Origin of the sequence: Streptomyces sp. H39-S7 (assembly GCF_027158205.1) — a bacterium.
In the GTDB taxonomy this organism is placed as follows: Bacteria; Actinomycetota; Actinomycetes; order Streptomycetales; family Streptomycetaceae; genus Actinacidiphila.
Window position 1 is genome coordinate 1 of record NZ_JAPVLU010000081.1, and the last position, 26,148, is coordinate 26,148.

Consider the following 26,148-nt stretch of genomic DNA (forward strand, 5'->3'; position numbering starts at 1 on the left):
ACCGCCGGCCGGTGCCGGCTCCGCGCTACCGCGCCCGGTGGCGGCCGCCCCGGCCGGCGGAGCCGACGGGCGGCGGGGGCACGTCCGCGGGGGGCCGGGGGCCCTCCGTCTTCGACTTCGCGCGGGCAGCCGGTCCAGGAACGCGTTGTCGCCCAGGTCCGTGATCCGTTCCAGCAGCGGATCGAGGACGGGTGCCATGGTCTCCAGGAGCGGGCCCGCCGCGGTGAGCAGGCCGGTGAGACGGGCGGTCAGGGCCGCCCGGGAGCCGGCGTCGGCGGCCGCGTCTACCCAGGACGCGGTGCGGGTGCCGAAGGCGTGTGCGTCCTCCTGTCCGAGCAGGACCCGCACGGCACCCGCCGCGGCGGACATGAGCGGGGAGCCGTCGGCGGCCCGACGGGTGAGGGAGTCGGTCAGCCGGATGCCGCCGAGCGCATCCGCGCGGTGGGCGAGTTCGAGCAGCGCTCGGGCGTCCGCCGGGTCGTCGGAACCGGTCAGCCCGTCGACCTGGCGGACAGCGGCGGCGGTCAGCAGTTCGTTGACCGCCGCGGCCCGCTCACCGCGGGCCGCCTCCACGCGGAGTCCGGCGACATGGCCGGCCCGGATGCGGTCCAGCAGCGCGAGGGCTGCGAGCAGTTGGGGCAGGGTGCCGGTGGCGGGCACGCCCTGGCCCAGCTCCTCGAGCCGCTCGTCCGCCAGCGCGGGCAGGCCGCACGAGGCCGCCTCGGCCAGACCGTCGATGGTCTGCCCGGCCGTGGGGCCGCCCGCGTCGTGTTCGGCGCGGCGGCGTTCGCGCAGCACTCCTTCGGCGGCCTGGCCCGGGGTGACGCCCCGGATGCCGGCGGCGGCGAGCATGGCGGCGGTGGCCGGGGTCCAGCGCACCTCCCAGCGGGTGGTGACGGCGTCGCTGCCGCCCGCGCCCGTCACGGCCGTGGCCGCGGCGTAGGGGATGCGGCACACCGTCAGTCGGCGCAGCAGCAGTTCCCGGCGGCGGTCGAGGTCGGAGCGCAGCGGATCCAGTCGCAGGTCGCGGGCGGCGGCCGGCCCCGCGTCGCCGGGGCCCGGCAGGCCCAGGCGGGCGACCTCCTCCTCCACGGCCGGTGCCAGACCGCTGCGCGGCGCGTCCGGCGCGGGCCGGCCGGAGCGGGTGCCGACCAGGACCCGCTCCAGGGCGCGGGCGACGGCGCGCCCCCGCCCGAGGGGCTCGCCCTGCGTGAGCACCGTCTGCACGGACTCGATGAGCTCCCCGCGGCCGGGCGCGGGCAGTCCGCGCAGCCGGGCGAGATCGCCCGCCAGCCGCACGATCTCGCGGGCGTCCGCGGGACCCGACGGGTGGTCCTGCGCGCGCAGTTCGGCGCAGATCCGCACGGCGGTCCTGAGGAGTGCCTCGTCGATCGCGGCCGGACTGCCCGCCGCCCGCAGGACGAGGTGCTGCCATTCGGGATCGCGGATACCGGCCGGGTAGCCGGACCGCTCGTCGAGCAGCGGGTAGGTGTACGGGATGAGGGACACCGTCCACGCCGGGCCGGTGGCGTCCGGATCGACGCCGGCGGGCGGGGCCGGGTCGGCGGACTGGGCCGGGTCGGCGTCCGGGCTCAGCAGCGCCGGGGTGTGGAAGGCGCCCACGACGACCGCCGCCCGCCGGCCGGAGGCGCGGACCTCGTCGATCCGGGCACGCATCCACCGCTCCCGGGCCAGGTCCGACGGCTCTACTCCCCCACGGCGTTCGGCGTCGTGCCGCAGCGCCCAACCGGTGAGCAGGGCGGCGCGGCGCAGCGCCTCGGGAGTGGAGCCGGGGGCGGCGGCCTCCACGAGGCGGTCCCACAGATCCTCTCCGGGCCGCCCGGTCAGCCGGGCGTTCAGCGCGTCGCGCAGACCGGGTCCCTCGCCGCCGGGGTTGCCCCGGCCGGAGGGGGCGCGGCCCTCGTGCCAGGCCGGGTCGGACAGCGGCAGGTCGCACGCGATGACCGGGACGCCGTGCTCGGCGGCCCAGCGCAGGGCCGCGAGTTCGGGCGAGAAGTCGGCGAACGGATAGAAGGCGGGCCCGCGCCCGTCCCCGCCGGCGGCGGGGACGGCGGCCAGTGCGACCGGGGCGCGGGTGTCGGTGTGGGCGAGCCAGGGCAGCCACTCCTGCAGGTCCGCGGGCAGCTCGATGAGCAGCACCTCCGGCGCCGCGGCGTCCAGCAGTTCCGGCAGGACGGCGGCGAGCGACGGCGCGTGGTGGCGGACGCCGATGAGGTACGGGGCGGCGGGGCCGGTCAGGGCCTCCAGCGCCTCGTCCGGTGTCATGGACGGGGTGGACGGTTTCACGGCGTCGGCCGTGGACGGAACGGTCATGGCGTCAGCTCTCCAGGACCGAGCGCAGGTCCCACAGGGTGCGCCAGGTCGCGGAGCCCTGCTCGGCCCGGCGGCGCACCGCGCCGTCCCAGTACCCCAGGAGCCGGGCGGCGTCCGCCGGGTCGTCCTTGCGGACGACGCCGAGCAGATGCCCGGGGAGCAGGGACAGCACGTCCCGGTCGCCGGGGAAGTACGCGGCTGCCAGGGCCAGTGAGCCGGCCACCGACACGGCCTCCGCGGTGCTCATCACCGTGGAGGGCCGTTCGACCTCCCAGCCCTCGGCCGACCGCCCGTCCCGCAGATCGCGGAAGGCCGTCACGAGGGCTTCGAGGATCGCGTCGTCCACCTGGAAGGGGGCGCCCGCCCGTGTGACGGCCGCGTGGGCCTGGCGGCGCACCAGGGCGGTCTCGGCGTCCAGGTCGCCGATGGGACCGACCGTCTCGAAGTTGAAGCGCCGCTTGAGGGCGGCGGACATCTCGGAGACGCCCTTGTCGCGGAGGTTGGCGGTCGCGATGAGGGTGAAGCCGGGTGCGGCATGCGCCAGGGCGTCCTCGGAGCCGGCCAGTTCCGGGACGGCGATGCGCCGTTCGGAGAGCAGCGAGACCAGGGCGTCCTGGACCTCCGGCAGGCAGCGGGTGATCTCCTCGACCCGGGCCACCGCGCCGCGGGTCATGGCCGTGAGGACCGGGGACGGCACCAGTGCTTGGCGGGTGGGGCCCTGGGCCAGCAGCAGTGCGTAGTTCCAGCCGTACTTGAGCTGGTCCTCGGTGGTGCCCGCGGTGCCCTGCACCACCAAGCCGCTGGTGCCGCACACGGCGGCCGACAGCAGCTCGGAGAGCATCGACTTGGCGGTGCCGGGTTCGCCGACGAGCAGCAGCCCGCGCTCGCCGGCCAGGGTGACGACGCAGCGTTCCACCAGAGCGCGGTCGCCGACGAACTTCTGCTCGATGAGCAGCCGGCGCGGACTCCCTTCAGCGGTGGTGCCCTCCGGCAGTTGCAGGGTCTCGCCGTTGCTGCCCATCACGAAGGTGACGACGGCGCGCGGGGTCAGCCGCCAGGAGGGCGGGCGGGGGCCGCCGTCGTAGGCGGCGAGGAAGGCCAGTTCGGTGGCGTGGCGGTCCTCGGGCGGCGTGACCTGGCGGTCGGGCGCCGCGGGGGAGGCGGTCTCGGTGCGGATGTCGGTGGTCATCGACGGCGGCCCTTCCGGGTGGCACGGGTGGTGAGTTCTTCGAAGGCGGGGGCGTCGCCGTTCTTCACGCGCTCCCAGGCGAGGGCGAACAGGGCGGGGACCGGCAGTCGGGGCAGGGCCCTGACGTAGTCGCTCAGCGGGTAGAGCCCCTCCTTCCAGGTCTCCACCGGCAGGGCGGGGGACTTGAAGTCGTGCCAGCCGCAGGGCAGGAACAGGCTGCGGCCCGCGCGGGACCGCTTGGCCTCCAGGACCAGGTCGCCGGCGGCCAGTTCGGCCCGCGCCTTCTTCAGCCGGGCGGGCTTCCAGCCGGTCCACCGGGCGCAGTCGCGGTCCGTCGGGTCGGGCAGGGCCAGCAGTTGCAGGTAGATCGCGGCCGCGTCCTCGCTCAGCGCGTGGGCGGTAGCCACCTCGGTGACCAGCCCCGGTACCGAGCGGGTGGGGTCCTGGGCGTACCCGGCGGCGTCGTCAGGTCCGGTGCCCGCGTTGACGGCTTGCTCCAGTTCGCCGCCGAACAGGGACCGTATCGAGGTGAGCGTGCCACTCCGCGAGGGGCCGAGCAGCCCTTCGAGCAGTCCGAAGACGGGATCGTCGGCGCCGGTGAGGCCCGCCGTGCGGACCAGGGTCGTCTCGGTGTCGGCGTACCAGGGGCGCAGCACGAGGCTGTCCCCCACCCGGGTCAGGCCGTCGGGTCCCGCGCCTCCGGACGCGGGCAGGCCGTACGCCGTGCGCAGCGCGGCGGCGGTCGGGGCGCCCTGCTCGGTCCACTCCACGTCCAGGTCGAGGACGAGTCCGGGGTCGGCCAGACGCCGGCGAACGGCGGCGAGTCCCGCGGGCAGGTGGGCCCGCAGCGGGTGCCCGTACGGCAGTCCGTAGGCCAGCCCGCTGAGAGCGGCGACGGCGCCGGTGAGATCGCCGCGGCTGGGGAGGGCTGAGGGGTCGTCGGGGACGAGGTCGCCGTCCTTGTCGGGCCGCATGGTGGTGGTGCGGCTGAGCCACGCGGTACGCGCGGGGTTCAGGACGGCCTCCGCGGCGTCCGTGCGGACGCCGGGCAGGACGTCCGCCAGTTCCTCCGGCAGCCGGACCAGTGAACCCAGGCGCTCGGCCCACACGCGGGCCGCCGCCTCGATGTCCGGGCCCGTCGCCCACAGATCGGCCGGGTCGGTCGGCAGCAGGGCGTCGAGCAGGGCCAGCCGGTTGTCGCCACCCAGTGAGTTCAGCCGCTGATCGGCCCGTTCCGCCTGGCGGGTCTTGAGACCGAGCGGGGACAGTGCAGCCGCCTCTGTCCCGCCGGTGGCCGCCGCGATCAGCAGGGCCGCCTGGGCGGGCCCGATGCCGGTGGCGGCGTCGAGCGCGACGGCCGCCCCGGGCCGCCACGCGGTGGCGCCCTGTTCGCGGGCGAGGCGGATCAGCGGCAGCAGGCGCTCGTGCGGGAACGCCGGGTCGTGCCGCCGCTCCTCGTGCAGGGTGAAGTCGGCGATCCTGCCGAACGCCCCTTCCGGGTCGTGGTCGAGGGCGAGCCAGTGCACGCGCTCGTTGCCCCGGGTGGAGTTCTGCCGGCCGAGGATCACCACCGTGCGGCCGGCGCGGCGCAGCACCTGTCCGGTGCGTTCCCGCTTGGGGTTCTCCTCGCACAGGACGACGTCGCGCAGGGCGCCCGCGGGGTCCGCGAGCGGGCCGGCGGAAACCGCTTCGAGGAGCGTCAGCAGTGCCTCGCGGTGTGCGGCGGGGGTGCTGGGCGAGGCGGCGCGGTAGGCGAGGGGGCGCAGCACGTTCAGGAAGGGCAGCCAGATCATCCCGATACCGGGGACCGTGTGGGCCTCGCCGCTCCAGCCGTCGCCGAGGGCGGGCAGCGGGACCGGTTCGGGCAGCGGCTTGCCGTCGGCGGGCTTCCCCGACAGGACGTGGTTGACGGACAGGATCTGCTGCAGGGCGGTCCACTCCTCGCCCTGCCCCCATCGCACGTAGCCGCCCGGCGCGGCGATACCGGCGGTGGCGGCCCGCAGCGTCGTGTCGTCGCCGTGCGCGGGCCGGTGCTGGGCGTACATGCCCTCGGTCTGCGGGGTCTTCTTGGGCTTGGGCTGTACGGGGGCGACGAACTTGGCGGTGGCGAGCACATGCCTGACGGCCGCCTGCACGAGGGCGCTCACGCCGGTGAGCAGCCGCGGGTCGGACAGCGCGGGAAGCGCCGCGGCGACAACCTTCCGGACCGCCGCGTCCGCGGCGGGCCCGGTGTACGTCTGCTGCGTGGCGCGCCGCTCCTCCAGGGTGGTGATCGCCGCGCTCAGCAAGCTCGTGACGTCCGCGTCGGTGACCGCGCGCAGGACGGCCGAGCCCTGCTCGTCACGCGGGCGCAGCGCGTGCCAGAACGCCGGCGGCGGAATGTGACCGGTGCCCGCGGCGTACTCCCCGCCCTGCTCGCCGATGGGGACGGAGCCCAGGACGCCGGCGGCGTCGGACGTGCTGTGCGCCGGGTACAGCTGGATGGTGTTGCCGACCAGGGCGGCGATGGGGCCCGCTCCCCCGGGCAGCCGCAGGACGCCCAGCGGTACCGGGCCGCGGCCGGAGCCGGCGGGCGCCGGGAGGGTGACGGTGCGCCCGTCTGGTGTGCCGGCGGTGACCCGCCGCTCGTGGTCGCGGCCCTCGGTCCGCACCCAGCGGCCGAGGACGGTGCCGTCGGTGCCGAACGGGGAGTTCTCCAGGCCGGGGAGCAGCGGCAGCACCTCGCAGTCCTGCTGCGACAGCCGGGCGTCGTCCCGGATCCCGGTCTGCAGGAACGCGGGCAGCGAGGCGCGGCCGTGGGTGCCGCCGGCCGGGTCGTACTCGACCCAGATCTGCTCGCGGCCCTGCTTGCCCTGGCGCCAGTGTCCGGTCCCGTCGCCCAGCACGGGCCGGGTGGACGGCAGGGTCGTGTCACCGGCGTGCAGCGTCCGGCCGCCGGTGGCGCGGCCGCCGCCGGGCAACGGCAGCGACGGGGTGCCGGCCTGCTGCGCGTTCCACCAGTACGGCAACTGCTCGCCGCCGAGCGTGAACACCTCGGAGGGGCGGCCCGACCAGTAGGCGCGCTGCTTGCTGTCCTCGTACCAGATGACGAGCAGTTCGCCGTCCGTGTAGCGGAAGTGCGGGCGCCGCCACTGGTCGTGGTCGACCGGCAGGCGCAGGTCGTGCTCGAGCAGGACCCCTTCGGGGCCGACGACGACGGCCCTGGTGCGGTTCGCGACGATGAGCGCGGGCCATGCCTCGGCAACCATGATCCAGTGGTTCCGGTCGGTCCGGTCGGCGTCGAGCTGCTGGTAGGCCTCCTCCAGGGCGGGCCAGCCCAGTTCGTCCACGATGCCCGCGCGCAGGGTGGCGGCGAGGATCGGCGCCAGGTCGTGTGCGCCGACCCGGGCAACGGCCTCGGCGTTGACCCGCGCGGCCACCGGGCGGAACGGGGCGATGCGGCTGAGCGCCGCGCGCGAGCCGGGCAGTCCGGTCGCGCCGGTGAACTCCTCGGCACGGTCGCGCAGCCAGTCGTGCAGCACCTCGCGCAGGACCGGGTGCGCGGCGATCGCGTCGAGTGCGGAACTCGACGCCCGGTGATTGTTGAGGCCGCTCAGGGCGTCGTACAGCAGCCCGCGGAAGCGGGGGTGGCCCGCGACGGCGGTCAGCTCGCGGCGGCCGGGGGCGTCGTCGGTGAGCCAGCCCTCCAGCGGGAGATGGACCGAGGCGCCGGGGGCCGGTTCGGCGAGCGGGACGCCCCAGGTCAGGCAGGCGTCGAGCAGGTCCAGGTCGGCGCCCGCGTGCCAGCGCCCCTGGAAGAGGTCGACCGGACGCCCGTCGGAGCGCAGCCGGGCGGCCATCCGCTCCACGAGCGCGAGCGTCACGGCGCAGCGCGGGGAACTGGACGAGCCGTGCTTGCGGTGCAGGGCCCAGCGGCTGAGCCAGTCCGCCGGATCGGCGCCCGCCGTGCCGCCGGCCTCCTCGGTGAGCAGGGTGTCGGCTCCGGTCTCGGCGAGCAGCGCGAGCCACGACTCGTCGGCCGAGCGGCCGTCTCCGAGTCCGGTCGGCATGATCTCCAGCAGCCGGGCGCGGATGGCGGGTTCGTCCGCGGCGAGCGCCACGAGGGTGGCGCGGTAGGCGGTCCAGAACGAGGCGGGTGCGCGGACGATGCTGGGCGAGGCGAGCAGGTCGGCGACGAAGGCGGACTCGGCGGTCGGCCGGTCGAGACCCGCGGCCTTGACGAGCCCGCGGGCGTCCTGCGGCAGGGCGGCGTACGGCGGCATCCCGGCGGCGCACCGCTCGACGGCCAACTGGCGGAACTGTGCCCACGCCTCGGCCGGGTCGAGCCGGCGGGAGAGGTCCTGCACATGGTCCTTGAGCGCCTTGACGGTCAGCGCGCCGGCGAAGGCGAACTCCAGGAAGACCGCCCGCTGGCGGTCCTCGTCGACCGCGAGGCCGTGTACGCGTTCGGCGGCACGTGCCTTGCCGAAGAGCGTCGCGGCGTAGGTGCTGTTGTCGTACTGCAGGAAGACCCGGGCGGCCTGCTCGTAGAACGTCGGCAGGAAGTGCGGTACGGCCCGGCCGAGCCGGGTGGCGAGCGCTTCGAAGCCGTCCTTCGCGGCACCCGCGCGGGACTTGGCCTGGCGGGCGAGCCGCTCCATGTCCTTGACGAGGGCGAGGGCGTGGTGGCCGTTGGCCGGGTCGTTGACCAGGGCCCAGGCGGGGAAGCCCAGCGTCTCGCGGCGGACCTGCCCCACCTCGGGGGCGTCGGGTTCGCGGACCAGCCCGAGGAAGTCCAGTGCCAGGTCCTCGGCCTCGCCGAGGGTCCCGGCCACCAGACGCACCACGCGCCGGTCGTCGAGGGCCGGATGCGTGTAGGTGCGGGCGGTGAGCACGTCGGCGTCGTCACGGGTGACGGTGCCGGGGCGCAGGATCGCGCCGGCGTCGAGCAGGGCCGCGGCCCGGATGGTGTCGTCGGTCTTCATGCCGCCTGCTCCTCGTCCTCGATGTCGCGTCCCGCGTACAGGGCCGCGGCCATCCGCATGCCCTCCGACCAGGCCACCGGCCCGACCTGGTGGGCCGTCAACGCCCGTCCCGCATCGTCGGTCCAGGTCAGTGAGCCTGTCTCGGCCTGTTCGTAACCCTCGTAGTCGCCGATCCAGATCCGCGCCTCGACCGTCCTGCCGTCCTCGACCACCGGGCAGACCGCCTGACCGCCGCGCGCCCGGTAGCCGAGCTGGGTGGCGCGGCCGTGCAGGAAGCGCAGTTCCTTGAAGGTGCCGCCCGCGTAGTCGTCGACCGAGGCGGTCTCCGCGTCCAGGCCCGCCGGGCGGTGCCATACCTCGCGGAAGAGCTGCTGCACCTTCTGGTCGACGCTGAGTTCGACCGCGAACTCCCGCAGTTCCTCCAGGTCGTCCAGCAGCACGGGGTGCGGTATGCGGACCAGCTCGGGGCTGATGCGCACCGTGTCACCGTCCAGATCCACCAGGCCCAGACCCCGGACGGGGTCGGCGTCCCGCAGGAACCCGGCGACATCGCCGTTCTCGCCCATGACGACGAGGTCGCGCAGGGCCGACTGCCAGGCGGTGTCCTGCCACACCTGGGCGACGGCCGCGACCGGGACGGGCAGTGAACGCACCATCCACCGCTCCACGTCGGCGACGCACTGCCGTTCGTGCCGGTCCAGCCACTCCACCAGCTGGCGCAGACCGACCACGGCCGGATCATCGGCCAGCTTCGGCGGTACCGTCTTCAGCCGGCGCCCCGCCGCGTTGCGGCAGACCACTTTCCCGTCGTCGAGGGCGACTTCGTAGTCGCCGGCCGGAACCCACCCCATGTGCTGTCTCCTTGGTCAGACGGCCTGTTCCGGGGCATGGCGCAGCGCATGGCACCGCACATGGCATTCCCCCGGTCGCAGCACCGCCGCGATCACGATGGTGCGACTCTAGGGGGAGCCTCGGACAATGCCTCCGGCGGCGTCGGAGGCCCTGTGGACAACGTCGTCGCGCGGGGTTCAGCCCGTGGTCCGGGCGTCCTTCGGAGCGGTGAAATCCCAGCTGAGCAGCAGGATGGCGAGGTCGTCCAGATGACGTCCCGCGTCCATCCGGCGGGTGACGGTGGTCAGGTGGTCCACCAGCGCCTGCCCGGTCGTCCGCGGTGCTCCGGCGATGATCGACAGCAGCCCCTCGGTGCCCAGCCGGTCGCGCCCGGGGCCGGTGTGCCCCTCCACCAGTCCGTCGGTGTGCAGCAGGAGCGAGGCCTCGGGCGGGAGTTCGGTCCGGGTGGTGTGCCGGCTGATGCCGCCGGGGCCGATCCCCAGGGCGATGCCCGGCCGGGACGGCAGCGGGCGGGCGGTGCCCTGCTGGAGCAGGAGCGGTTCGTCGTGGCCGGCCAGCGTGACGTCGATCCGGCAGGTGTCCGGGTGGAGCGAGATGGTCGCGACGGTGGCGAACATGGCGGAGTAGGGGCGTTCGGCGACGAGGACCTGTTCCATCAGGGCCAGCAGGCCCGACTCGCGGTGGCCGCCCAGGACGAGCGAACGCCAGGCGATGCGCAGGCACACCCCGATGGCGGCCTCGTCGGGTCCATGACCGCTGACGTCGCCTATGACGGCGTGGACGACACCGTCCGAGGTCTCCACCACGTCGAGGAAGTCGCCGGCCAGCAGCGCGCCTTCCCGGCCGGGCAGGTAGCAGCTGGTGGGAACCACCGCTCGGGTGGTGAGCATGGGGCTGGGCAGCAGGCCCCGTTCCAGCCGGGTGTTCTCCTGCGCCCGCAGATGGTTCTCGCGCAGTTCGGTCGCGGTGCGCTCGGCGTGCTTGCGGTGCACGGCGTAGCGCAGCGCCCGGTCGAGGAGTTCGCCGGTGACGGCACCCTTGACCAGGTAGTCCTGGGCGCCCGCGGCGACGGCCTGCGCGCCCGCGCTGCTCTCGGCCATGCCGGTCAGGACGATGACGGCCGCTGCCGGGCAGGCGGTCAGCACCTGGTGGACGGCGCCGGTGCCCGAAGCGTCGGGGAGGTGGAGATCGAGCAGGATGCAGTCGGGCGTGCGCCCCTTGAGCCGGGCCAGCCCGTCGGCGAGCGTCTGGGCCCACTCCAGGTCGACGTTCAGGCCGGTGTCGGCCAGGTACTCCTCGACCAGCACCGCGTCACCGGCGTCGTCCTCGATGAGCAGGACGCCGTAGCGGCCCGGCGACCGCTGGGCGGGGACGGCGGGCGGCATCGCCGGCGTGGTCCGGCGCCCGCCGCTGCCGAGGTCGCCGGGGCTTCCCAGGATGCCGGCGTTCCCGTGGGCGTCCTGCGCGTTCATGACGAGACTCTCTCGGTGTCCGCGGCCGACTCGGCCTGGGAAAGGGGCAGCCCGGGCAGGGTGAAGGCGATGCGGGCGCCGGGGGTGTGTTCGGGGTCTATGGCGATCGTACCGCCGTGGAATTCCACGATCTTCTTGCACAGGGCCAGCCCGATGCCGTTGCCCGGATAGGCGTCCCGGGTGTGCAGCCGCTGGAAGATGACGAAGACGCGGTCGGCGTACTCGGCCCCGATCCCGATGCCGTTGTCGGAGACCGCGAAGTGCCACAGCCCGTCCTCGAACCGGGCGCTCAGGTCGATACTCGGTGCCCGCTCGGGAGCGCGGAACTTCAGTGCGTTGGAGATCAGGTTCTGCAGCAGCATGCCCAGTTGGGTGACGTCACCGGACACCGCGGGGAGCGGGTCGTGGGTGACCTTCGCGTCGGACTCCTCGATGGCGATGCTCAGGGCGTCGGTGGTGCGCGCGAAGAGCTCCTCCAGGTCGACCGGCTCGTTGCCGGCGTGCAGCCGCCCCACCCGGGAGAAGGCCAGCAGGTCGTTGATGAGGGTCTGCATGCGGTTGGCACCGTCGACGGCGAAGTCGATGTACTGCGCGGCCCGCTCGTCGAGCTGGTCGGCGTAGCGGCGCTGCAGCAGCTGGCAGAAGCTGGCGACCTTGCGCAGCGGCTCCTGCAGGTCGTGGGAGGCCACGTAGGCGAACTGCTCCAACTCCGCGTTGGACCGGCGCAATTCGCCGGCCTGCTCGTCCAACTGCTCGCGGGCCGAGTCGGAGAAGGCCAGCTCGTCCACGAGCCGCCCGCGCATCGCTTCGATGTCCACCGTCAGCCGGCGCAGGTCGGCCGGGCCGCTGGCCGCGATCGGATGGCCGAAGTTCCCCTTGGCGACGCGCCGCACGTCCTCGGACAGCCGCCCCAGGGGCTGGGTCACCCCGCGGCGCAACCCCGCGAAGACCAGCACCGTCAGGGCGAGGATGACCGCGGCGATGAGCGAGAAGATCCAGTTGCGCTGCGTCCGGACGTCGTGCAGTTCGGTGTGAGCCCGGTTCCTGGCCGTCTCCAGGTCCTTCTCCAGGTGGTCGGCGCTGACGCGGACGGCGTTGAAGTCCTGCCGGCCCTCCTCAGCCCGCTCACTGGCCAGGGCCACCGGGGCACCGGCCGGCGCGGACGCCACCGGCCGGCCGAACCGGGACTGCCAGGTCTCGGCCCGGACGAGCATCTCCTCCAGGTCCGCGGTCGCCGTCGAGTCGCCGTCCAGAAGGTCACGCAGCAGCGCGACGGCGTCCTTCTGCTGTTGCAGACCGGAGCGGTAGGGCTCGAGGAAACCCGGCTCCCCGGTGAGCCCGTAGCCGCGCGCGCCGGTCTCCTGGTTGATGAACGCGCTTTCCAGCCGTACCGAGGTCACCAGCGCCGGGGTACTGCCGTCCACCAGCCGGTCCGAGATCGTGGTGGAGCGGGCGAGGACCCACACGCCCGCCGTCGCGAGGACGGCCAGGACGGCGAGCGCCGCACACACTCCCGCCGTCAGCCAGCGCCGTGTCGTCCAGCCCGCCGCACGACCACGGGACCGGTCGCCCCCCGCCGCTCCGGAGCGCCGCTCCTCGGGCGAACCCTCGTGGCTGCGCACCCCTGCAAGGCCTGTCACCGCGACTCCTCGATCACCCCGCCCCGCCGCGGCCGCGGCGGGGTTCGATACCACTCCCCCGGATACAGCCCGCCATCGTACCCAGTCCGACAACCAAGATTGTCGCCTGTTCGGCGCAACCGTAGGGTGGGTGCATGAGTCGTGAGGAGCACGCCGGCGCCGCCTCACTTCCGACCCCGCAGACCCCCACAGGAGCGATTTCGTGAACGCCCCCGCCTCTCCCCGCTCCTACCGGATCCTGCTCGTCGAGGACGACGCCGCCGACGCGATGCTCATCGAAGAAGCCCTCGCCGAGAAGGGGATGACCCGTGCCATCGCCCGGGTCGACGACGGAGTCGCCGCCCTGGAACACCTGCGGGACCCGGCCAACGAGCGCCCGGATCTGATCGTGCTGGACCTGAACATGCCCCGGATGAACGGCCGCGAGCTGCTGGCCGTCCTCAAGGAGGACCCGGCCCTGGCCACCATCCCCGTGGTCGTCCTCACCACCTCGTCCACCCCGGACGACATCTCGGACGCGTACCAGCACCACGCCAACGCGTACGTCACCAAGCCGGTCAACCTCGACGACTTCCTGCAGTCCGTACGGGGCATCGACGCGTTCTTCCTCGACATCGCCACCCACCTGCCCCGCGACTGAGGAACGGGCGGGTCCCGACGACATCGCCGGGGCATATCGCGCCTGCCGGGCCGGATGGGGCCTGAGCCTCGGATACACAAGGCCGAAGGGTGCTTTTGGGTTGCATCCACGATTCCGCAGCCGGACGATGGGGCATGACGTCGGGAGCAGCCGCCGCGTGCACCGTCCGGAGGGGGAATGGGTCAGCACCCCATCAAGGCCTGGGACGACTTCTTACGGGCCGACATCATCGAGGAGCCGGGCGTGGCCTACGCCGCCGCGCTCCTGGGCCCGGACGGGCGGTATCTGCACACCGCGTCGGCGGCGCCCGACGACGACGGCTCACGGCACTTCCACCCGGAGGGCGCGGTGGCCGCGCTGTCCGTGCGGGACGCCGCCCGCGGCGGACCCCCGGCCGCCGAGCCCTTCTCCCTGGGGGCGCGCCGGGTGACGATCGGCCCCATCGCGGGCGGCGCCGACCTGTGGGCGACGTCGCTGATCTGCGAGCGCACCGGCCTGAATGTCGGGGTCGTCGGCGGCACCCCGAGGGGGCATGTGGTCGTCGCCCTCTGCCATCCCATGAGCGACGACATTCCCGTGCCGGGCGCCTACGGCATGGAGATCTCCACCTGGAGCGTGTTCCGGAGCCGGATCGGACTGGCGCTCCTCACTGTCTGATCCGGCCATTGGACCTTTCACCGAAGGGACGGGCAGGTGCTATGGAGATTCACATGATGAATTGCAGATGCCATGGAATCACCCCTATCTTGTCGCACATGCAGCCTTCGGTGTCCCTGCCACCCGCGTGAAGTCCACCGACGTGCACAGCGACCGCACCTGACCCGACCCACCGCTCCGATCAGCGGCGTCGTACGTCCCGGACGCGGCGCGCACCACCCGCTCGGGCGACACCGGTCGGCCCGAACCGCCACGTCAGCAGGGAGCACCACCGCATGTCCTTCGCCTTCGACAGACGCCGCGCCGCCGCCGCGATCGTGACCGCCGCCCTGTTCGTTCCGCTCCTGGCGGCCTGCGGCAGTGACGACACGAAGGACGCCGCTTCCTCGGCGGCCCCTTCCACCACCGCTTCCGGAGCCCCCAAGGCGGCCCTGACGGTGCTCGCCGCCTCTTCGCTCACCAATGTGTTCAAGACCGCCGGTGCCGCGTACGAGAAGAGCCACCCGGGCACCACGGTGAAGTTCTCCTTCGCCGGCTCGCAGGAACTCGCCGCACAGGTCAAGCAGGGCGCACCGGCCGACGCCCTGGTGACGGCGGACACCAGGACCATGGACGGCCTGAAGTCCGACACCGGCACCCCGGCGATCATCGCCAGGAACCGTCTGGTGATCGCCACCGGCGAGGGCAACCCGCTGAAGATCACCGCTCTCAAGGACCTGGCCGACACCAGGTTCAAGGTCGTGCTGGCCGCACCCGCCGTGCCGGTCGGCCGGTACAGCAAGCAGGTGCTCGACGCGCAGAAGATCGTGGTCAAGCCGGTCTCGCAGGAGCCGAACGTCCGCGCCGTACTGAGCAAGGTCGAGCTCGGCGAGGCCGACGCCGGCATCGTCTACGCCACCGACGCCGCGACCGCCACGAGCAAGGTCGACGCCATCGAGATCCCCGACGCGCAGAACGCCGTCGCCTCGTACCCGGCCGCTACCTTGAAGACCACGAAGAACAGCGAGGCCGCCGCCGCGTTCGTGGCCTGGCTGAGCACCCCCGAAGCGCAGACGATCCTGCGGGCGGCCGGCTTCCAGCAGCCGTAGCCCCCGCGCGGAAGCGGCAGCCGTCCCTGCCGGCGGCGAGGGCGGTCCGGGTCGGGGACCGGACCGCCCTGGCACCGCCTTCGCCCGTCCCGACCCCCAGGAACCGCAGATGAAACGCATCAGCAGCCGAGCACGCGGCGCGCGCACCCCGCTCGCGCTCGCGCTGCCCGCCCTGCTCGCGATCGCATTCCTGCTGATGCCGCTCGTCGGCATCCTCTCCCGCACCGCCTGGGGCGACATCGGCACCCATCTGACCAGCCCCGACGTCACCACGGCACTGCGGCTGTCCCTGCTGGTGTCGTTCTGGGCGCTGGGGCTGTCGCTCGTGCTCGGGGTGCCGCTGGCCTGGTTGCTGGCCCGGGTCGACTTCCCCGGCAAAGCGCTGGTGCGCTCCCTGGTACTGCTGCCGATGGTGCTGCCGCCCACGGTGGGCGGCGTCGCGCTGCTGCTCGGCTTCGGGCGGCGGGGGCTGCTCGGGCCGTGGCTGGAGAACACGTTCGGCATCGTGCTGCCGTTCCACACCTCGGGCGCGGTGCTGGCGGCGACCTTCGTGGCGATGCCGTTCCTCGTCATCAGCCTGGAAGGGACCCTGGCGGGACTGCGCCCCAGCTATGAGGAGACCGCCGCCTCGCTGGGAGCCTCACCGGTGCGGGTGTTCCTGACCGTCACCCTGCCCATGGTCGCGCCGGGACTGGTGGCGGGCTCGGCACTGACCTGGGCGCGCGCGCTGGGCGAGTTCGGCGCGACCATCACCTTCGCGGGCAACCTCCCCGGCACCACCCAGACCCTGCCCCTCGAGGTCTACCTGCTCCTGCAGGACTCCCCCGAAGCCGCCACGTCCGTCTCCCTGCTGCTGCTCGTCATCGCCATGGCGGTGCTGATCGCGCTGCGCGGCCGCTGGGTCGGCGGTGCGGCGGGCAAGAAGAGCGACTCCGGGCCCGCCGCGGAAGAGCTGCCTGCCGCACCCGTCATCACGGACAGTTCCCCCGCACCGGAACCGGCCGCTCCGGACCGCTGGTCGCTGCACACCGACGTCACCGGCTTCAACCGGCTGACCCTGGACGCGGAGCCCGGCACCACCATCGCCATCGTCGGACCCAACGGCGCCGGGAAGACCACACTCCTGCGCGCGCTGCTCGGCCTCACCCCCCGGGCGCACGCGGAACTGCGCCTCGGCGGCACCGACGTCACGCACCTGCCCCCGCACCGGCGCGGGGTCGCCTGGGTCCCGCAGGACGGCGCCCTGTTCCCGCACCTGACCGCGCTGTCCAACACCGCCTACGGTCTGCGCGCGCACCGCGTGCCGCGCGCCGAAGCGCGCCGCACCGCCCAGCGGTGGCTCGACCGGCTCGGCGTCGGCCACCTCGCCCACCGCAGGCCCGCGCAGCTCTCCGGCGGCCAGGCCCAGCGCGTCGCCCTCGCCCGGGCGCTCGCCGCCCGCCCCCGGCTGTTGCTGCTCGACGAACCGCTGGCCGCCCTCGACCAGACCACCCGCGCCCATGTCCGGCACACCCTGCGCACCCATCTCGACGGTTTCGGCGGGGTCTGCCTGATCGTCACGCACGACCCCGTCGAGGCGGTCGCCCTCGCCGACCGGGTGCTCGTCCTCGAGGACGGGCGAGCCCTGCAGGACGCGTCACCCGCCGACGTCACCCGCCATCCCCGCTCCCCCTGGGTCGCCCGGATGCTCGGCCGCAACGCGTGGCCCGGCACCGCCACCACCAGCGGTCTCGCGCTGACCGGTGGCGGATACCTCGTGGTCGCCGACACCCTCGCCGAGGGTGCGCGCGCCTTGGCGATCATCGCGCCGGAGGCGGTCTCCGTCCACCGCGACAGACCCGCCGGCAGCCCCCGCAACGTCTGGCCCGGCACGATCCGCGAGATCACCTCCGTCGGCAGCCGTCTGCGCCTGCTCGTCACGTCCAACGAGGCACCCGACCTCGTCGCCGAGATCACCCCCCAGGCCGCCGCCGAACTCCGCCTCACCGACGGCACATCGGTCTGGACGAGCGTCAAGGCCACCGAGGTCACCCTCGTCACCCTGTGAGCTCCCCGAGACCCCGCCCGACGGACCGATAAACTGCGACGCCGTTCCCCACCGGACGCGGCAAGGAAGGGAACGGCGAACGTGACACGCCATGTGCTCATCCTCGGCGGCACCACGGAGGCGCGGGCCCTCGCGGCAGCGCTGGCCGCCGATCCCGCGCTGCGCGTGACCAGCTCGCTGGCGGGGCGGGTGGCCGAGCCGCGACTGCCCGAGGGTGAGGTACGGATCGGCGGGTTCGGGGGGCCGGAGGCGCTGTGCCGCTGGCTGACCGAGCACGCGGTGGACGCGCTGATCGACGCCACCCACCCCTTCGCCGCCACCATTAGCGCGCACGCCGCGCAGGCGGCGGCGTCCGCCGGTGTCCCCCTGCTCGCGGTGCGGCGGCCCGGCTGGGCGGCGGGCCCGGGCGACCGCTGGCACCTCGTGGACTCCCTGGCCGGGGCCGCCGCGATGCTCCCGGCGCTGGGCCGGCGGATCTTCCTGACCACCGGCCGGACGGGGCTGGCCGCGTTCGCCGCGACGACCGGTCTGTGGTTCCTGGTCCGCTCGGTCGACGCCCCGCAGCCGCCGCTGCCGGAACGCTCGGAAGTGCTGCTCGCCCGGGGGCCCTTCACCCGCGAAGGGGAGGCGGAACTGCTGCGCCGGCACCGCATCGACGTCCTCGTCACCAAGGACAGCGGCGGACCGGCCACGGCGGCGAAGCTCACCGCCGCCCGCGAGGCCGGCGTCCCGGTCGTCGTCGTCCGCCGCCCGCCGGTGCCCGCCGGGGTGCCGGTGGCCGCGGGCCCCGGCGAGGCGGTCGCGTGGCTGCGCGCCGGGCCGGCCTAAGACAGGTCCTAGCGCTGCCGGATCAGCCGTCGTCCCGGCCGCCGGCAGGCGTCCGGCGCAGCAGGTACGTGTCCATGATCCAGCCCTTGCGGGTGCGGGCCTCGGCGCGCACGGTCCGGATGTGGTCCGCGACGTCGGGCAGGCGTCCCGAGACCAGGATCTCGTCCGGGGTGCCCAGGTACGCGCCCCAGTAGATCGTGACGTCGGCGCCGTCGTCCGGGAGGTGCGCGAACGCCTGGTGCGCGTCGAGCATGACGACGACGTCGTCGGCCCCTTCGGGGAAGCCCGCGGCGAGCTGCCTGCCGGTGGTGATCTGCACGGGCCGCGCGGGCCGGTTCAGCCCTGTCCGGTGCTTGGCGGCCAGCGCCGCGACGCTGCTGATGCCGGGGACGACCTCGTAGTCGAACGCGACCGTGCTCCGGCCGAGGACGTCCTCGAGGATGCCCAGGGTGCTGTCGTACAGGGCGGGGTCGCCCCACACCAGGAAGGCGCCGCACTGGTCGTCCGCCAGCTCCGAGGCGATGAAGTGCTCGTAGATGTCGGCCCGGCGATGGCGCCAGTCACCGACGGCCGACGCGTAGACCGGCGACGGAGCCGTGCGGTCCCGGTCGGGGTCCTGGGCCGACACCAGCCGGTGCGGACGGGTCACGTGCCGCTCGATGATGTCGTGGCGCAACTGGACCAGGTCCGACTTCTCCTCGCCCTTGTCCAGGACGAAGAACACGTCGGCCTGATTGAGCGCCTTGACCGCCTGCAGCGTCAGATGGTCCGGGTCGCCCGCGCCGATACCGATGACAAAGATCTTCCTCACGGCGTCGAGTCTGCACCATGCGCCCGCAACCGCACGCCGGCGGTGTCCCATCTCACCGTCCGGCAGGCGAACACCGCTGACCCGACGACGCTTTTGGTCATAAGCTGGACGGTGCAGCTGGTTCGCCCTGTCCGCCAGACAGGCGCGTCGCAAGAGGGAACCCGGTGGAATTCCGGGACTGCCCCGCAGCGGTGAGTGGGAACGACCGCCGTCATACGCACTGGGACCCGAGCCGGGATCTGGGAAGCGACGGCCAGTAGGTGTCTCGTGTCCGTACGAGACGTGCCCGCGAGTCCGAAGACCTGCCACTGCCCGTGCGCCCCCAACGGCGCACGGTGATTCCGGTGACCTCGAGGGCGGGTCGGAGTACACATCAGGCGGGCACGTGCGGGCGTTTCGGCGCCTTGACACCGTGTGTCCCGTCCGGTCTGTGGTCCCTTCGCGTCGTCGACTCCCCGGGTCGTATGGAAGACACTCGCGAAGGAGAGTTCCATGACCGGTTCGATGACCAGTTCGTCCGCCACCGCACGCTCCACCGTGCACGGCTACCCCCGGCAGGGCCGGAACCGGGAGCTGAAGAAGGCGATCGAGGGCTACTGGAAGCGCGACGTGGGCGCCGACGCCCTGCGGGACGCGGCCGCCGAACTGCGCCGCACCAACTGGCTGCAGCTCGCCGACGCCGGCATCCAGGAGGTCCCCACCGGCGACTTCTCGTACTACGACCACGTCCTGGACACCAGTGTCATGGTCGGCGCGATCCCCGCGCGGCACCGCGCCGCGGTGGCCGCCGACGCCCTGGACGGCTACTTCGCGATGGCCCGCGGCACACAGGAGGTCGCGCCGCTGGAGATGACGAAGTGGTTCGACACCAACTACCACTTCCTGGTACCTGAGTTGGGCCCGGACACCGTCTTCTGCGCCGACTCCGGCAAGCAGGTCGCCGAGTTGCGGGAAGCCCTCGCGCTGGGCCTCACCGCGCGCCCGGTGCTCGTCGGCCCGATCACCTACCTCCTGCTCGCCAAGCCCGCTCCCGGCGTCGCGGCGGACTTCGAACCGCTGACGCTCCTCGACCGGCTGCTGCCGGTGTACGCCGAGGTGCTGGCCGATCTGCTGGCCGCCGGAGCCGGGTGGGTCCAGCTCGACGAGCCGGCCCTGGTCCAGGACCGCACCCCGGCCGAACTCAACGCCGCCGCACGGGCCTACCGCGTGCTGGGTGGTCTCACCGACCGGCCGAAGCTGCTGGTCGCGTCCTACTTCGACCGGCTGGGCGAGGCCCTGCCGGTCCTGGCCAAGGCGCCCATCGACGGTCTCGCGCTGGACTTCACGGGTCCCGCCGCGGCCAACCTCGACGACCTGGCGGCCGTCGGCGGCCTGCCCGGCAAGCGCCTGCTGGCGGGCGTCGTCAACGGCCGGAACGTCTGGATCAACGACTACGAGAAGTCGCTGTCCGTCCTGGGCACGCTCCTGGGGCTGGCCGGACACGTCGATGTGGCGTCCTCCTGCTCCCTGCTGCACGTCCCGCTGGACGCCGCGGCCGAGCGCGACATCGACCCGCAGATCGCCCGATGGCTGGCCTTCGCCCGGCAGAAGACCGCCGAGATCGTCACGCTGGCGCGCGGGCTCTCCCGGGGCACCGACACCATCGCGGCCGAACTCGCCGCCAACCGCGCCGACCTGGCCTCCCGGTCCGGCTCCGCCCTCACCAACGACCCGGCCGTCAGGACCCGCGCCGCGGCCGTCACCGACAGCGACGCCCGCCGCTCCCAGCCCTACGAGGAGCGGGCCGCCGCCCAGCGCGCCCTCCTGCGGCTGCCGCTGCTGCCGACGACGACCATCGGCTCGTTCCCGCAGACCACCGAATTGCGCACCGCGCGGGCCGACCTGCGGGCCGGGCGCATCGATGCCGCCGCGTACGACGCCCGCATCGAGACCGAGATCCGCGAGGTCCTCTCCTTCCAGGAGAAGGCCGGCATCGACGTCCTGGTGCACGGCGAGCCCGAGCGCAACGACATGGTGCAGTACTTCGCCGAGCAGCTGACCGGCTACCTCGCCACCCGGCACGGCTGGGTCCAGTCCTACGGGACCCGCTACGTCCGGCCGCCGATCCTGGCCGGGGACATCTCCCGCCCCGAGCCGATGACGGTCCGCTGGACGCGGTTCGCCCAGTCCCTCACCGACCGCCCCGTCAAGGGCATGCTCACCGGTCCCGTCACCATGCTGGCCTGGTCGTTCGTCCGGGACGACCAGCCGCTCGGCGACACCGCCCGCCAGGTCGCGCTGGCCCTGCGCGACGAGGTGAACGACCTGGAGGCGGCGGGTAGTTCGGTGATCCAGGTGGACGAGCCGGCACTGCGTGAGACGCTGCCGCTGCGCGCCGACGGCCGTGCCGAGTACCTCGGCTGGGCGACGGAGGCCTTCCGCCTCACCGCCGGCGGGGTCCGTCCCGACACCCAGATCCATACCCACATGTGCTACGCGGAGTTCGGCGACATCTTCCAGGCCATCGACGATCTCGACGCCGACGTCATCAGCCTGGAGGCCGCCCGCTCCCACATGCAGGTCGCGGGCGAACTGGCCACCGCCGGCTACCCGCGCGATGTCGGCCCCGGGGTCTACGACATCCACTCCCCCAGGATCCCCGGCGCGGCGGAGGCGGCGGCGCTGCTGCGCAAGGGCCTTGAGGCGATTCCCGCCGAACGGCTGTGGGTCAACCCGGACTGCGGGCTGAAGACGCGCGGCTGGCCGGAGGTCAGGACCTCCCTGGAGAACCTCGTCGCCGCCGCCCGCGAGGTGCGGAGCACGCTGCCGGTCACGTCCTCCTGACGCACCCGTGGCCGGGGCGGACACCCCGGGGCGGACACCCCGGGTGCCCGCCCCGGCCACGGCCCTGGTCGCGCGTCCCTGACCTGGTTGGCCCGTACCGCCGGCGCAGTCCCGGCCGCCGGGTCGCGCGGGGCCGCCCCCGTTCATCCTTTCGGGCTAAGGAAGGAATGTTTCTCCCGGACCGCCTCCGGAGGAGCGCTGTGATGGGGGCGGGGCGCCGCGCCGACCGTCGTGGACGCGGCGCCGCACAGCGACGGAACGAGGTGTGGGGGAATGGGCTCTGTTGTTCTGGGCGTCTGGCTGATCACCGCCTCCCTGGGGGCCTACCTGTTCACGATCTGGCTGCGCCACGGTGGCCTGCGGCAACGTGAGGCCGGCGTCACGCGGTTGCCGGTCTCGCTGATCCTGGGGCACATCGCGCTGGCCGTGGTCGGCCTGGCCGCCTGGACGGTCTTCGTCTTCGGGGAGTCGGCGGCCTCCGCGTGGGCGGCCTGCGGCGTCGTCCTCGTCGTGGCGTCCCTGGGCCTGATGATGCTGTTCCGCTGGCTGCCCAGCCCAGGACGCCACTCGCACGGCGAGCGGACCGCCGAGCGGAACTTCCCCGTCACGGCGGTCGTCGCCCACGGCGTCTGCGCGGTCGTCACCGTCCTCCTGGTCCTGGCGGTGGCGATCCACTCGGCCTGAGCGCCTCCGGCCCGCCGGCCAGGCGCACGGATATCGCCCGTGGTGCGGACCTTGTCCTCTGCGTAGATCCTGAACATGTTGTCCATCACGCGAGGAGGACCGACATGTCCATGCTGGACAAGATCAAAGGCATGCTCAAGGGCCACGAGGACCAGGCGAAGCAGGGTGTCGAGAAGGGCGGCGACTTCGTCGACCGGAAGACGCAGAACAAGTACAGCGGCCAGGTCGACATGGCCCAGGAGAAGCTGAACCAGCAGCTCGGTGGCACCCGCCCGCCCACCGACGAGGCAGGCAAGTAGCCGGCCCGCGCCGCCGTACGGCAGCTACCGGCCGACCCCTGGGGTTCGGCCCGGCGGAACATCGTGGACGCTCCGCCGGGCGGCCGTTCGCCCCAGGTCAGACAGTGGAACCGGCCGCCGCGGCGGCCTTGGACACGGGGCCGCGGGAGTCCGCCGTCCGGGCGAGTGGCTTGCCGGCCCCCGGAAGGTGCGTCCTGTGCGTCACGACCCCATATCCACGCCCCAGCACGCCGTCGGACCGTTCCGGCGGCGGCGACGGCCACGAAGCGCCGCGTGGGCGGTGGCCTCGGGCCTGCTCGCAGGCGCCGCCGTCGGCACGGCGGGGAGCCACAGCGCCGTCGCGTCGACACCCCAGCCGTACGCGGCCATCACCCTGGCCGCCGCGAACTGGCGCGCCCAGCAGGTGGTGGGCCTCGTCAACGTGGAACGCCTGAAGCACGGATGCCGGCGGGTCGCGGTGAACGCGAAGCTCACGACGGCCGCCCAGGCGCACGCCGATGACATGGCCGCTCGCGGCTACTACCAGCACACGACGCCCGACGGTACGACCCCCGCGGCCCGGCTGTCCTCCGCCGGGTACCGGTGGAAGCGCTGGGGCGAGAACATCGGCAAGGGTTCCAGGAACCCGCAGACGGTCATGGACGCGTGGATGAGGAGCGCCTCCCACCGTTCCAACATTCTGAACTGCGCGTTCAGGGAGATCGGCGTCGGCGTCAGCATGCGCTCGAACGGCCCATGGTGGACACAGGACTTCGCCGCCCGCTGACCGCCCCACACCCGGGGAGCGACGCCGGACCGGCCGCTCTCGACGCGCGGTGACGGCGACCCGTGCATAGCGTGGACGTGCAGCAGCCCATACGAAGGGACGACGCACCATGAGCGACAGCACACCGCGGAACCGGCCCGAGTCCGACCGTTCCGACCTGGGAGGCAAGCAGCCGGCGCGCGGCGACGCGGGCACGCGCGGCCGAACCACCATCGCCGACGGCGTGGTGGAGAAGATCGCCGGAATGGCCGCCCGCGATGTCGGCGGCGTGCACGCGATGGGCACCGGCTTCTCGCGCACCTTCGGCGCCGTGCGCGACCGGGTGCCCGGCGGCGGCAAGTCCGTCACCCGTGGCGTGAAGGCGGAGGTCGGCGAGACACAGGCCGCACTCGACCTGGATCTCGTCGTCGAGTACGGCGTGTCCATCGTCGACGTCGCCAACGCGGTGCGCGAGAACGTGGTCGCGGCGGTCGAGCGGATGACCGGGCTCCAGGTCGTCGAGGTCAACATCGCGATCGGCGACGTCAAGCTGCCGGACGAAGAGGACGACGACGAGGACGAGCCGCAGCAGCGCGTCCAGTGAGTCGCGTGCCGGCGCGGGAGACGGTGGGCGGACGATGAGCATGGCACTGGTCGGACTGGCCGCGGGCATGGCCCTGGCGTTCGCCGGGTACTTCGGCGGGTTCGGCGCGTTCCTGCTCGTGGCGGCACTGGGCGCCATCGGCTTCGTGGCGGGGAAGTTCCTGGACGGAGAGCTCGATCCGGACGACTTCTTCCGCAGCCGCGGTGGCGGCGATCACCACCGCACCCGGAAATGAGAAGCGCTCTCAACCGTGGCGGCAAACCTCACGGAGCGTGCGCGCGGCCGCGCGCCCGGCCCGGGAACCACCGTCCCTTACGACCCCCGCAATGTGCTGGTCACATTGCGGGGGTCGCCTCGTTGCGGCCTCAACCACTGCCGCACCGCGGATCGGGACCGGTAACTGCGAGTTCGCGCCAATACCGGACGTACTGCCGAGTAATGCTCGCCAGAGGTATAGACCAATGATAAATATGGGGAACGGATCTCACATGTGCGATCACCATGCGTCACTCCCGATGGGAAGGGATCACCCGCTGTGCCCCGTTCCTCCCGCTCCGCCCCGCCCGCACGTCCGCTCTACCAGCGGATCGCCGACAGACTCCAGGCCGAGCTCGACAAGGGCCGCATAGCGCCGGGAGACCGGCTGCCCGCCGAGCGACTGCTCGCCGACCGCTTCGGCGTCAACCGGCAGACCGTACGCCAGGCCCTGCAACTCCTGCGCGACCGCGGCATGGTCACCACCGGCCGCCGCGGCACTCGCGCGGCGGCCGTACCCGCCGCGCTGCCGCAGCAGGTGATCGACACAACCCCCGGCGCACCCGAGGGGCTCGAGGACGCCCTCGGCGTGCTGCGCACCGCGCCCGCACCCGTCGACATCTCCTGCCTGCTCGGCCTCACCCCCGGCACCCCCACCCTCGTCCACCAGCGTGTCGAGCAGGCGCCCGGGGACCAGTTGGCCGACGCCACGTCCTACTTCTCCCCGGTCGCGCTCGCCGAGATACCGCGGCTGGCCGAGCACCGCCGCTCCTCCCCCGAGCCCCACCGCGGCAACCTCCGCGGCCTGTACCAGTGGATGATCGACGCGGATCTGCGTCCGCACCGACGCGACACCATCGACCTCACCCCGGTCCACGACCCCCGCCCCGCCGCGGACCGGGCGAAGCTGACGATCCGCCGGACCATCGCCGACCAGCACGGCCGCGTCCTGGAGATCACCGACCTCCAACTGCCGCCGGGCCCGGCCCAACTCGTCTACGACTTCGCCCTTCCCAGCGCCTGACCCGTGCGCTCCCGGCACGCCTGCCGAGGCGCCGGCCCCCTCGGACCTCCCCCGGTGCGACCCACCGGGCCCCGAGGATAGGCCGCCGGTAGCAGGAGGACTAAGGTCGACTTCCCAGAACCACGACGACGAAGGGGCAGTTGACGATGGCGCGGGACGAGGCCGTTATCGGCTGCACGGGGGAACTCCTGATCGCCACCCGCGGATCCGCCGGACCCGGCGAGATCCTGGTGCGCGTCAGAGGCGGAACCGAGACCTTCCTCGCCTGGTCCGAGGAGCCCCTGCCGCGCGGAACGATCGTGCTCGTCATCGAGTCCCGCGGGACCCGGCAGGTCGGCGTCATCGAGTGGGCAGATCCCCTGGATGCGTTGGGCGGCGTCACCGACGCCCCTTGAAGGAGACGACATGTTCGGTTATCGCGTTCCCGCCCCCGACGAGGCGATGCTGATCTCAGGCGGCAGGCGGGGACTGGAAGGTGCACCGTTCCGCGTGGTGACCGGCCACGGCAAGTTCGTGCTCCCCGTCTTCCGCAAGACCCGCTTCCTCACGCTGGCGATGTGCGAGGCCGAGGTCGCCGAGACCTGTGTGACCAAGCAGGGGATCGCACTGACCGTGCGGGCGGTGATCGCCTTCAAGGTCGGCAACGACACCGAGAGCATCGTCAACGCGGGCCAGCGGTTCCTCTCCGACCAGGACCAGATGTCGGTACTGACCGGCCGGATCTTCGCCGGTCATCTGCGGTCCATCATCGGCTCGATGACCGTCGAGGAGATCGTCACCGAACGGCAGAAGCTCGCCACCGAGGTCCTGGAGACCTCCAAGACCGAGATGGCGAAGATCGGTCTGACCGTCGACTCGCTGCAGATCCAGTCGATCGACGACGGAAACACCGGCTACATCGCCGCGATGGCCGCACCGCACAAGGCCGCCATCCAGCGGCAGGCCCAGATCGCGCAGGCCCAGGCCACCCAGGCCTCGGTCGAGGCGGAGCAGGTCGCCGCACGGAACCAGGCCGAATACGCCCGGCAGACCGCCGTGGTCAAGGCCGAGTACTCGGCCCAGGTGGACCGCGCGCAGGCGGAGTCCGCACAGGCCGGCCCGCTGGCGATGGCCCACGCGCAGCAGGAAGTCCTCATCGCCCAGACCGAACTGGCCCAGCGCCAGGCCGAGCTCCGGCAGCAGCAGCTGCGGG

21 protein-coding genes and 1 riboswitch are annotated in these 26,148 nt (G+C 73.3%); of the genes, 14 read left to right on the forward strand and 7 right to left on the reverse strand.

Features of this window, described 5'->3' with window-relative positions; genetic code table 11:
* The 6 genes from O3X23_RS40745 to O3X23_RS40770 form a co-directional block, all read right to left on the reverse strand.
* Positions 1 to 2,334: DUF5682 family protein (locus tag O3X23_RS40745; RefSeq protein ID WP_269279325.1), on the reverse strand; the 2,334-nt coding region annotated here is incomplete at its 3' end.
* A gap of 4 nt (positions 2,335 to 2,338) precedes the next feature.
* Positions 2,339 to 3,523: an ATP-binding protein gene (locus tag O3X23_RS40750; RefSeq protein WP_269279328.1), complete on the reverse strand. Its 1,185-nt coding sequence runs from the start codon at positions 3,521 to 3,523 to the stop codon at positions 2,339 to 2,341.
* The gene (locus O3X23_RS40755) at positions 3,520 to 8,487 is read right to left on the reverse strand and encodes a hypothetical protein (RefSeq protein ID WP_269279331.1); all 4,968 of its coding nucleotides are present in this window, start codon (positions 8,485 to 8,487) and stop codon (positions 3,520 to 3,522) included. Before O3X23_RS40755 ends, O3X23_RS40750 begins: the two co-directional genes overlap by 4 nt.
* Complete coding sequence (locus O3X23_RS40760; protein WP_269279334.1) at positions 8,484 to 9,338, reverse strand: DUF4132 domain-containing protein; 855 nt, start codon at positions 9,336 to 9,338, stop codon at positions 8,484 to 8,486. Before O3X23_RS40760 ends, O3X23_RS40755 begins: the two co-directional genes overlap by 4 nt.
* A 177-nt stretch (positions 9,339 to 9,515) precedes the next feature.
* A complete protein-coding gene (locus tag O3X23_RS40765) occupies positions 9,516 to 10,724 on the reverse strand; it encodes a PP2C family protein-serine/threonine phosphatase (RefSeq protein WP_269279375.1) in 1,209 nt (402 codons plus the stop codon).
* 83 nt (positions 10,725 to 10,807) lie between these two features.
* A complete protein-coding gene (locus tag O3X23_RS40770; protein ID WP_443048135.1) occupies positions 10,808 to 12,451 on the reverse strand; it encodes a sensor histidine kinase in 1,644 nt (547 codons plus the stop codon).
* 202 nt (positions 12,452 to 12,653) lie between these two features.
* Between O3X23_RS40770 and O3X23_RS40775 the strand changes: the two genes are divergently transcribed.
* From O3X23_RS40775 to O3X23_RS40795, 5 genes are all read left to right on the forward strand, one after another.
* Positions 12,654 to 13,091: a response regulator gene (locus O3X23_RS40775; protein WP_269279337.1), complete on the forward strand. Its 438-nt coding sequence runs from the start codon at positions 12,654 to 12,656 to the stop codon at positions 13,089 to 13,091.
* 177 nt (positions 13,092 to 13,268) lie between these two features.
* Entirely contained in the window at positions 13,269 to 13,748 is a 480-nt protein-coding gene (locus O3X23_RS40780) for a hypothetical protein (RefSeq protein ID WP_269279340.1), read from the forward strand.
* 275 nt (positions 13,749 to 14,023) lie between these two features.
* Positions 14,024 to 14,836 (forward strand): molybdate ABC transporter substrate-binding protein, encoded by an 813-nt coding sequence (gene modA / locus O3X23_RS40785; RefSeq protein WP_269279343.1) that lies wholly within the window; start codon positions 14,024 to 14,026, stop codon positions 14,834 to 14,836.
* Positions 14,837 to 14,945: 109 nt separating this feature from the next.
* Entirely contained in the window at positions 14,946 to 16,883 is a 1,938-nt protein-coding gene (locus tag O3X23_RS40790) for an ABC transporter permease (RefSeq protein ID WP_269279345.1), read from the forward strand.
* Between the two features lie 81 nt (positions 16,884 to 16,964).
* Positions 16,965 to 17,711: a cobalt-precorrin-6A reductase gene (locus O3X23_RS40795; RefSeq protein ID WP_269279347.1), complete on the forward strand. Its 747-nt coding sequence runs from the start codon at positions 16,965 to 16,967 to the stop codon at positions 17,709 to 17,711.
* Positions 17,712 to 17,733: 22 nt separating this feature from the next.
* Here the strand turns inward: O3X23_RS40795 and cobF are convergent, their stop codons facing one another.
* Positions 17,734 to 18,522: a precorrin-6A synthase (deacetylating) gene (cobF, locus tag O3X23_RS40800; protein WP_269279350.1), complete on the reverse strand. Its 789-nt coding sequence runs from the start codon at positions 18,520 to 18,522 to the stop codon at positions 17,734 to 17,736.
* 100 nt (positions 18,523 to 18,622) lie between these two features.
* Positions 18,623 to 18,846: riboswitch (cobalamin riboswitch) on the forward strand.
* A 168-nt stretch (positions 18,847 to 19,014) separates the two neighbouring features.
* Between cobF and metE the strand changes: the two genes are divergently transcribed.
* The 9 genes from metE to O3X23_RS40845 form a co-directional block, all read left to right on the forward strand.
* Positions 19,015 to 21,345: a 5-methyltetrahydropteroyltriglutamate--homocysteine S-methyltransferase gene (metE, locus tag O3X23_RS40805; RefSeq protein WP_443048136.1), complete on the forward strand. Its 2,331-nt coding sequence runs from the start codon at positions 19,015 to 19,017 to the stop codon at positions 21,343 to 21,345.
* Positions 21,346 to 21,618: 273 nt separating this feature from the next.
* The gene (locus O3X23_RS40810; protein ID WP_269279353.1) at positions 21,619 to 22,029 is read left to right on the forward strand and encodes a hypothetical protein; all 411 of its coding nucleotides are present in this window, start codon (positions 21,619 to 21,621) and stop codon (positions 22,027 to 22,029) included.
* A gap of 104 nt (positions 22,030 to 22,133) precedes the next feature.
* On the forward strand, positions 22,134 to 22,328 hold the full coding sequence (locus tag O3X23_RS40815; protein ID WP_269279356.1) for an antitoxin: 195 nt from the start codon (positions 22,134 to 22,136) through the stop codon (positions 22,326 to 22,328).
* Between the two features lie 196 nt (positions 22,329 to 22,524).
* Positions 22,525 to 23,094, forward strand: a complete 570-nt coding sequence (locus tag O3X23_RS40820) for a CAP domain-containing protein (protein WP_269279358.1) — start codon at positions 22,525 to 22,527, stop codon at positions 23,092 to 23,094.
* Positions 23,095 to 23,203: 109 nt separating this feature from the next.
* On the forward strand, positions 23,204 to 23,677 hold the full coding sequence (locus O3X23_RS40825; protein ID WP_269279361.1) for an Asp23/Gls24 family envelope stress response protein: 474 nt from the start codon (positions 23,204 to 23,206) through the stop codon (positions 23,675 to 23,677).
* A 34-nt stretch (positions 23,678 to 23,711) separates the two neighbouring features.
* Positions 23,712 to 23,912 carry a hypothetical protein gene (locus O3X23_RS40830; protein WP_269279364.1) on the forward strand — a complete coding sequence of 67 codons (201 nt, stop codon included), beginning with the start codon at positions 23,712 to 23,714 and terminating at the stop codon, positions 23,910 to 23,912.
* Positions 23,913 to 24,212: 300 nt separating this feature from the next.
* Positions 24,213 to 24,956: a GntR family transcriptional regulator gene (locus tag O3X23_RS40835; protein ID WP_269279367.1), complete on the forward strand. Its 744-nt coding sequence runs from the start codon at positions 24,213 to 24,215 to the stop codon at positions 24,954 to 24,956.
* Between the two features lie 146 nt (positions 24,957 to 25,102).
* On the forward strand, positions 25,103 to 25,351 hold the full coding sequence (locus O3X23_RS40840) for a hypothetical protein (protein ID WP_269279370.1): 249 nt from the start codon (positions 25,103 to 25,105) through the stop codon (positions 25,349 to 25,351).
* A gap of 10 nt (positions 25,352 to 25,361) precedes the next feature.
* A partial coding sequence (locus tag O3X23_RS40845; RefSeq protein WP_269279373.1) for a flotillin family protein occupies positions 25,362 to 26,148 on the forward strand: 787 nt, incomplete at its 3' end.

What these genes read in the sequence shown, in the direction of transcription:
- O3X23_RS40755 (WP_269279331.1), bottom strand. Translation starts at nt 8,487, where the DNA reads ATGAAGACCGACGACACCATCCGGGCCGCGGCCCTGCTCGACGCCGGC.
- O3X23_RS40810 (WP_269279353.1), top strand. Translation starts at nt 21,619, where the DNA reads ATGGGCTCTGTTGTTCTGGGCGTCTGGCTGATCACCGCCTCCCTGGGG.
- O3X23_RS40760 (WP_269279334.1), bottom strand. Translation starts at nt 9,338, where the DNA reads ATGGGGTGGGTTCCGGCCGGCGACTACGAAGTCGCCCTCGACGACGGG.
- O3X23_RS40815 (WP_269279356.1), top strand. Translation starts at nt 22,134, where the DNA reads ATGTCCATGCTGGACAAGATCAAAGGCATGCTCAAGGGCCACGAGGAC.
- O3X23_RS40840 (WP_269279370.1), top strand. Translation starts at nt 25,103, where the DNA reads ATGGCGCGGGACGAGGCCGTTATCGGCTGCACGGGGGAACTCCTGATC.
- O3X23_RS40780 (WP_269279340.1), top strand. Translation starts at nt 13,269, where the DNA reads ATGGGTCAGCACCCCATCAAGGCCTGGGACGACTTCTTACGGGCCGAC.
- O3X23_RS40790 (WP_269279345.1), top strand. Translation starts at nt 14,946, where the DNA reads ATGAAACGCATCAGCAGCCGAGCACGCGGCGCGCGCACCCCGCTCGCG.
- metE (WP_443048136.1), top strand. Translation starts at nt 19,015, where the DNA reads ATGACCGGTTCGATGACCAGTTCGTCCGCCACCGCACGCTCCACCGTG.
- O3X23_RS40765 (WP_269279375.1), bottom strand. Translation starts at nt 10,724, where the DNA reads ATGCCGCCCGCCGTCCCCGCCCAGCGGTCGCCGGGCCGCTACGGCGTC.
- O3X23_RS40825 (WP_269279361.1), top strand. Translation starts at nt 23,204, where the DNA reads ATGAGCGACAGCACACCGCGGAACCGGCCCGAGTCCGACCGTTCCGAC.
- O3X23_RS40830 (WP_269279364.1), top strand. Translation starts at nt 23,712, where the DNA reads ATGAGCATGGCACTGGTCGGACTGGCCGCGGGCATGGCCCTGGCGTTC.
- O3X23_RS40750 (WP_269279328.1), bottom strand. Translation starts at nt 3,523, where the DNA reads ATGACCACCGACATCCGCACCGAGACCGCCTCCCCCGCGGCGCCCGAC.
- modA (WP_269279343.1), top strand. Translation starts at nt 14,024, where the DNA reads ATGTCCTTCGCCTTCGACAGACGCCGCGCCGCCGCCGCGATCGTGACC.